Annotated in this window: 6 protein-coding genes and 1 pseudogene; all 7 read left to right on the forward strand. The window is 47.2% G+C overall.

Annotated elements, in window-relative coordinates:
- Positions 1 to 99 (forward strand): annotated as a pseudogene (locus tag D2N39_RS22105) (IS5/IS1182 family transposase); the annotation flags it as partial.
- 497 nt (positions 100 to 596) lie between these two features.
- On the forward strand, positions 597 to 968 hold the full coding sequence (locus tag D2N39_RS22745) for a hypothetical protein (RefSeq protein ID WP_147373542.1): 372 nt from the start codon (positions 597 to 599) through the stop codon (positions 966 to 968).
- A 6-nt stretch (positions 969 to 974) separates the two neighbouring features.
- Positions 975 to 2,636, forward strand: coding sequence for a hypothetical protein (locus D2N39_RS22750; protein WP_147373543.1), 1,662 nt, complete (start codon positions 975 to 977; stop codon positions 2,634 to 2,636).
- Positions 2,633 to 3,871: a glycosyltransferase family 2 protein gene (locus tag D2N39_RS22115; protein ID WP_119136880.1), complete on the forward strand. Its 1,239-nt coding sequence runs from the start codon at positions 2,633 to 2,635 to the stop codon at positions 3,869 to 3,871. The genes D2N39_RS22750 and D2N39_RS22115 overlap by 4 nt, the downstream gene beginning before the upstream one ends.
- Before the next feature lie 42 nt (positions 3,872 to 3,913).
- On the forward strand, positions 3,914 to 4,588 hold the full coding sequence (locus D2N39_RS22755; RefSeq protein ID WP_147373544.1) for an acyltransferase: 675 nt from the start codon (positions 3,914 to 3,916) through the stop codon (positions 4,586 to 4,588).
- Between the two features lie 230 nt (positions 4,589 to 4,818).
- The gene (locus D2N39_RS22120) at positions 4,819 to 5,730 is read left to right on the forward strand and encodes a glycosyltransferase family 2 protein (RefSeq protein ID WP_119136881.1); all 912 of its coding nucleotides are present in this window, start codon (positions 4,819 to 4,821) and stop codon (positions 5,728 to 5,730) included.
- 118 nt (positions 5,731 to 5,848) lie between these two features.
- Positions 5,849 to 7,153, forward strand: a complete 1,305-nt coding sequence (locus D2N39_RS22125; RefSeq protein WP_119136882.1) for a UDP-glucose dehydrogenase family protein — start codon at positions 5,849 to 5,851, stop codon at positions 7,151 to 7,153.
- Positions 7,154 to 7,486 lie beyond the last annotated feature (333 nt).

A 7,486-nucleotide genomic window follows, 5' to 3' on the forward strand; every position in this document is an offset into this window, starting at 1 on the left:
CTCAAGGACTGGCGCCGCGTCGCCACCCGCTATGACAGATGCCCCAAGGTCTTCCTGTCAGCAGTCGCCCTCGCTGCAACCGTCATCTTCTGGCTTTGACGATCAATGGGTCCTGACCCTAGGCATTCTCTTCTTGAATGATTGCTGCTTGATCAGACTGCATACTTTCCCTATAGAAAATGCCAAATGCGCTGCTATGAAAGCAAAAGTTGCATTATCTGAGCCATCGGGTTTGACTAAGCGAGAAGCGGTACATGCTGATCAGACGTTCTAGCCCTGATGGTAAGATCGCCAAATCAGCGCGCATGATGATGCACAGATTTTTCCGCTGCCCCAGATGCAAATTGATCGTTTCGAATACAAGACTACGGGTTTTGCAAGTCAGTATCACAAGGCTCTGGCTTCCGACGAGTTTTCAGGTTCAATCGACGCTTCGATATTCAACCGGGCCAAGAAAGCTTCATTTTCTAGTAAAATTAGTTACCAACAGCGATCGCTTAATAGGCGAAAGTGTACCACTTGATTTTCAGAGTAATATGTTAGTCTGCGGAAGTGTATTAATGAAAACACTAGAATCTTCTGACTGGAGCCATTAAATGAAAATAATATCTGGCGTGTTCCCCGACTGCTGGACTTCAAGAACGGCTATTTTAGATGTAGATGGCAGAAACGATGGACAAGAGATAACGTTTCGATTGTACCTGCCAGAAGCAATTGGCTCTCTCGGAAAAACGATCACTATTTCAGATGGCATTACGTCAAACAAATCATTTATGCGGCGCGGAGAGTTGACGGAAATTGGGCCGGTAAAATTTCGAAGAGTTCCCCTACGGATCACCTTGACCTGCCCTACGCCAGAGCCGGACAGCACCCTTGATAAACGGCAGCTTGGCTGTTTGCTTCTTTCTGCAAAAATAGGCGACTCTACCATAGAATTTTCAACTATTACTGCAGAGATGAAAGGATAGAGACGCATGCAAGTTCATATTGAAACTTCAAAAAATAACAACTCGCCCCTAAGTGAAATTATATTTTCACCAAGTTACTATGCAAAGAGCAACAACTTGGAAATTTCAACGGATGACGCGTTCACCCATTTCTTAAGTGAGGGGTTCAAGAAGGGTTTGAACCCTTCGCCACTCATTGATACGCGTTACTTCATTTTTGCCAGTTCGGAGTGTGGGGTGAAAATAACTACGCCCCATGATTTCATTACGGCATTGCGATCATTGCCGAAGCGTTCAGAATATGGTTGGTCAGCTTTGTTCATACCAGCTTGGTTGGATTTGCAGATCCCCAATTTATCATCTGAAGATGGGGCGTCGCTATTTGACGTTCTTTCTGGTTCTGTCATAGATACAGAAATATCAATTCATCCAGCATTATTACCGATCACCCCACTAAAAATTCATAAAACGATGGCAGACTTTTTAATTGATATCACCGATGAGCAGATAGATGCAGCGAGCATTATCGATGTAAAGAGGTTTATTTCAAGCCATCGTGACCTCAAAGAAAAGAAAGTTACGACCAAAGAAGCGTTTTGTGAGGCTTGGGGATTAGGGCTGTCACTCAATAGATTTAAATACCTTGACCAAAAAGCGCCTCGTCGTTTTTCTCTGTCTGAGAAACTTCGGAATGCACTGGTCTATTTATACCTTCCTGAAATCAACACTAGGGTTATCGAAAAAGATCTGCCTATCAAGAGTGTTCCTGATTTACAGATTGAAACTCTTACTGATGGCTTCAAGATGGTGCGTCAGTTTACGTCTTATGACGTCGTCTCGAATTCTCCACCACCGTTAGAAGCATTTCATAGAGTATACGAGCTTTGGAATTCTAGACGCCTACTCACGGTTTCTCGTTCCGAGTTGTATAGCGAGACTTTATCATGTCCAGCATATGAAAGAAAAATCAGTATCAGGGATACTGATCTACTTTCAAAGAGAAGACGCAGATCAAAGCGTGTGGTCTATTCGATTAATCTAGGCCTTTACGATGACGAACCCATTCCACCTGAGTTGGACGACTGTGAGTATTTTTTAATTTCAGACGCGCAGAAGTCTTCTCCAAACTCTCCTTGGCAAATCGTTCGCCCAACGATTGTTGAAAGAGATTTAAAGCGGCTGTGCTTGTGGTACAAAACTCATCCGCATCTCCTCTTTAAGGGGGTCGATCACGTTACCTGGATCGATGGTAACATCATTGCAGCGCCAGGCGCCGGAAAGCTTCTTGAAGCGCACGAAACGTTTTCCGAGATAGCAACGTTTCAGCACCCAGATCGTAACTGCGTTTACGACGAAGCCGCATCTATCGTAGCCTTGGAGTTAGACCAGCCAGACGTCATTGAGAAGCACGTCGATAGGTTGAGAAATTTGGGAGTTCCAGAAAAATTTGGCCTATATGAGACAAATGTTCTTTATTCAAAGCCAATGGACTATGCCGTCGCTCAGTTTTTTGACCACTGGTGGAAGGAAATCTTCTTTGGTTCTAGAAGGGACCAAATGAGTTTCACTCTTGCTGCCCATTTAAGTAAGGGCGTTGTGGTAAACAGCCTAGATGGGAAGAAGTGCGCTAAGAATAGCAAGTACTTCTCAAAGCGGAAGCATTTTAGACCAGCAGGACGCAGCCTATGAACAATGAAGTAACTATTGTCATACCAGTGTACAACGCGTTGGAAGAGACGATAATGTGTGTACAGTCACTTCTTGAAAGTGATGCTGCCAACTCACGTATCATCTTGAACGATGATGGATCGCGAGCCGGAAACTGCGCTAAACTTATCAAGATGTTCCATGACTTCGAGAATGTTGAGGTTCGTTCAAATTTCCAGAACCGCGGCTACACAGCTAACGTGCAATTTGGCGTTGATGCTGCAGATACGAAGTATGTTGCCGTTATTAACAGCGATACACTGTTTCCTGCGGTCTGGCTTGCTCCGATAGTCAGTTTGCTTGAGAGATCGCCATATTTGGCTGCAGTTGGGCCGATGTCTAACGCAGCAAGCTATCAGAATATTCCTGAGCTAAAGGCGCCAAGCGGTGATTTTAGTAAGAATGAAGATTTTGGGAGAGAGCAGATCGACCGTGAGGCGATTAATGCGTTTTTGCAGGTCATGTTTTCCGGCATCGTCATTGATGCCCCGATTCTCAATGGGTTCTGTACTGTATTCCGCCAACGGGCGCTGAAGCAGATCGGGGGTTTTTCTGTCCAGGATTTCCCTACAGGATATGGCGAGGAGAATGACGTTTGCATGCGATTGATGGCGGCTGGCTATCGGCTTGGCATCACTCCGCAGGTTTTTGTCCATCACCTCAAGAGCAAGTCGTTTGGAGATGTGTTGAAAAAAGACTACTCTCGCAACGGCCGTATTACTCTTGAACGGTTGTATGGGGCGAACTTTGTACCGTCCTTTGCTGATGTTCTTGAAAGAAACGGTCTTCTGCAGAATGTTCGAACATTGGTATCAGGTGCAATCTCGACGCCAAGGTCGCACAAAGTTACAGAACTGCGTGAAGCACAGTGGATGCCGCTTAACAAGAGTATGGATCCTCAGATTTTGCGGGTCAAAGGTCCGATGACAGCCCTCATTTGGGAGGATCTTGTTGAGACGGTCGCAATACAAGGTCCGGATATGGTCCAGTTGTCCTACGGTGAACATCATCTGCGAGTTGATCTGCCGGATGGGGCAGAAGTTTGCATTTGCACCAGCGATCCGCTCACCAGCGCCTTTTGCCACATTGCTAATCAGTCATTTTTTGATGGAGTGCGGCTGATCGAAAATATCGAACTTTCCCCTGCATCAACCCTATCTCCGCTTGCTGACAAACTGCGATTTGGAAATCTGTTTGCAAACGGTCAACATTCATAGCATTGACCTGTTGTCGGATGGTGTAGGTTCGGGAGCGAAATCTTGGATAAGATCAAAAACATGGGAGTGGACAACCTTGTTGAGGTTGGGTCCAACGTTGAGGTCAACGGATCGATAAACGGAAATGGAAACATAATAACAATCAAAGATGCCCCTTTGGGATCCAGTCTTCGAATTATCATAAATGGCAATAACAATAAGATTACCATAGGCCAAAATAGCAGGTGTCGCAACTTAGATGTTCGAATTGGAAATCATGTTCACGCCTATGAAACATTGCTTTCTATAGGTGATGACTTCAGTTGTGAGCATGATTGCAAGTTTGTATTGTATAACTCTGGAAACAAACTGGAGATTGGCAATGACTGCATGTTCTCAAATTCGATCATTGTTCGCTGTGGAGAGTCTCCACACCTAATTTTTGATAATATCACCGGTGAGTATCTTGATGTTTCCGAAGGTGTCAAAGTGGGAAATCACGTTTGGATCGGAGAAATGTCGTACATCACCAAGCGATGCTGGATTCCAGACGAGTCAATTGTTGCGGCATGTAGTGTTGCAACTCGACATTTTGAAGATCCTCATTCTGTTATTGGCGGCAATCCGGCGAAAGTTATCCGCGAGAATGTAAAGTGGATTCGTAATCGCGGCAGTTTTGAGGAGGGATCATCCTTTCAAAAATCTTATCTTGAAGCTAACAATAAGTTTCGAAGGTGAGCAGTATTTCATAGCAAGTGAGGCTGCGTAAAAAATCCATTGAATTTCGATAGATAGCGTGTGAGTTTAATTGCAGTCGGTGCTAGTATCACTTCGCTTGAAACCGATTGCACCGACTGCATTATTTGTTTACCTCGAACTTTGAGCTTCGCTTGTTTGATTAAGATTGCCTGTGCGAGGTTTCACTAAATGCAACAACAACTATGGAAACCAAGTCTGGAGCGTGACGAATGAATATTGTATGGCCCGCGCGGGAATGGGTGAAGGATGTTTGCTGCATTACCATGGTTAAAGATGAACCTAACTTTATCCGGCAATGGTTGCTGCATTATCGAGAAAATTTTTCGGATCCTTCATTCATCATAATTGACCACGCATCAGTGCCTTCTGTGGCAGATTTTCTTTCAAGTGAAGGATTGGGGGAAAATGTCAGCGTTTTGCACTTGCCGGCTATTCCATTTGATGATGACTTTAAATCTGCGGCGCTAACCGCGATGTCAGGGGTTGCTCTCGGTGGGTACAAGTATGTGATCACCAGCGATTCTGACGAGCTTGTCATTCCACTTCCATCTGGTAAAGGCCGATCGCTCTCAGATCTTATTGATGCTGAATCTGCTGATTATATAGCTCCCATTGGTGTTGAATTCATACACAACTCCGAAGAAGAGGCAGTTTTTGATTTTGGTCGCCCCCTTCTTGAGCAAAGAAATTACGTTAGATTTCATTCCGCTTATAGTAAGCCTGTTATTTGGAAGCATAATGATGCAACCTTTGGTGCGGGGCAGCATCGCGTATCACTACCCTATGAGTTTTCCAAGACGCTAGGACTTGCGCACCTCAAGTATGTCGACGTCGCCTTTTCCAGGCAGCGCCAAAACTCTCGTGGTCTCGTTGACTTCTCTGCAAGTCAGATTGAGAAGCGGCGTGATACAATTTGGGCAGAGTCGGGAGGCGATAACTGGGCCGAAGGCACATTCCAAGAGGCCAGAAACATTGATCTGCGCGCCTCCGCTGGGCAGGTTTTTCAAGATTTCGTTCTGCAACTAGAAGCTCGCCTCGACGATCAAGGTGAGCCTATCAAGCGTGGTCAGGCGCACAATCTTAGAATCAGAAGCAAGGTGGTAAAGTTCGAAGACTTCTAGAGGCAGTACTTCGGTAATGAACACAAAGTAGGAGACGTGCTCGTTATAGTGAGTGTTGTTAAAAGTTTAGAAATCCGTGTCTTCGCCATCATCAATACGTAAATTCTTGGATCAGAATATGAAAATTGCAATGATCGGAACTGGTTATGTGGGCCTCGTGTCGGGGGTCTGCTTCTCTGACTTTGGGCATGATGTCATTTGTGTGGACAAGGATCCCGCCAAGATTGCGCGACTGCGTGCGGGGGAAGTACCTATCTTTGAACCTGGGCTGGAGCAGCTGATGGCCAAGAACGTCGCTGCAGGCCGCCTTTCGTTTACCCTTGATCTTCGAGAGGCAGTAGCGGGCGCCGATGCTGTTTTCATTGCGGTAGGCACACCAACTCGTCGTGGCGATGGGCATGCTGACCTAACTTATGTGATGGCCGCCGCTGAAGAAATTGGTGCGGCGCTGACGGGCTATACGGTTGTGGTGACTAAGTCGACGGTCCCCCTTGGCACCAACCGCAGGGTAGCAGAAGCGGTGGCAAAAACCGCAGGTGCGACACCATTTGACGTCGCCTCGAACCCGGAATTTCTGCGGGAGGGTGCCGCAATTGACGATTTCATGCATCCAGATCGGGTAGTGATCGGCTTGGAAACGGATGCGGCAAAGAAGGTCATGGCTGATGTTTATCGGCCGCTCAGCCTCCGTGAGTTTCCGGTGGTGTACACCAATCTGGAAAGCGCTGAGATGATCAAGTATGCGGCGAACGCTTTCCTTGCGACCAAGATCACTTTCATAAACGAGATCGCTGCCCTGTGTGAGCGGGTCGGCGCGGATGTAAAAGCGGTGAGCAAGGGCATTGGAATGGACGGCCGGATCGGGTCAAAGTTCCTGCATGCTGGTCCAGGCTATGGTGGTAGCTGTTTTCCAAAAGACACCAAGGCGTTAGCGCGGATCGGACAAGAACATGCAGTGCCGATGCAGATCACCGAAACAGTCATCAAGGTCAACGAGGAAATCAAGCGTCGGATGATCTACAAGATCGAAGAGCTGTGTGACGGTAATTTGCGAGACAAGACCGTGGCGGTTCTGGGCGTGACATTCAAGCCAAACACCGATGACATGCGTGATGCGCCATCATTAACAATTGTCCCGGCGCTGGTCGGTGCTGGCGCAAAAGTTCGTATTGTAGACCCCGAGGGACAGCGCGAAGGAGAGGCGTTGCTACCGGGAGTCGCGTGGCTGGATTCCCCCTACGACGCAGCCCAAAATGCCGATCTCATCGTGCTTTTGACCGAGTGGAATGAGTTTCGCGCGCTTGATCTTCCGAAGCTTGCCAGGTCCATGAAGCACTCAAGGTTTGCTGATCTGCGGAATGTCTATGGGCAGGCGGAGATGACTGCTGCGGGGTTTGAAAAGTATGATGGCGTAGGGCGCTGAGCGGCGCTCAGCTTTCTGAGCTGAACAAAAGCTCGCTTCCTTGGCGCTCTGACCAGTGGTTTCCAGGAGTGGTGTATGATGCCTTGAAAACGTTACGCTTAATGGGGACATCTTCTTCGTTTTCAATCTTTGTTGCCATCGCTTCCACCTTCAAGCGTGGTAGTCCGTCAGGTTGACTTCCGCCGCCCAAAAAAAAATACCTCATTTAGGGTCAGGACCCATTGATTCGCTTGAAGTCGCCGTCGCTGCGTGATTCACGCATCCGAACTGACGGGGGTGACGATGAGCAATCTTTTCTGGCTGACCGAAGAGCAGATGGAGCGGTTGAGGCCG

The organism is Gemmobacter lutimaris (assembly GCF_003570715.1).
GTDB lineage: Bacteria > Pseudomonadota > Alphaproteobacteria > Rhodobacterales > Rhodobacteraceae > Gemmobacter > Gemmobacter lutimaris.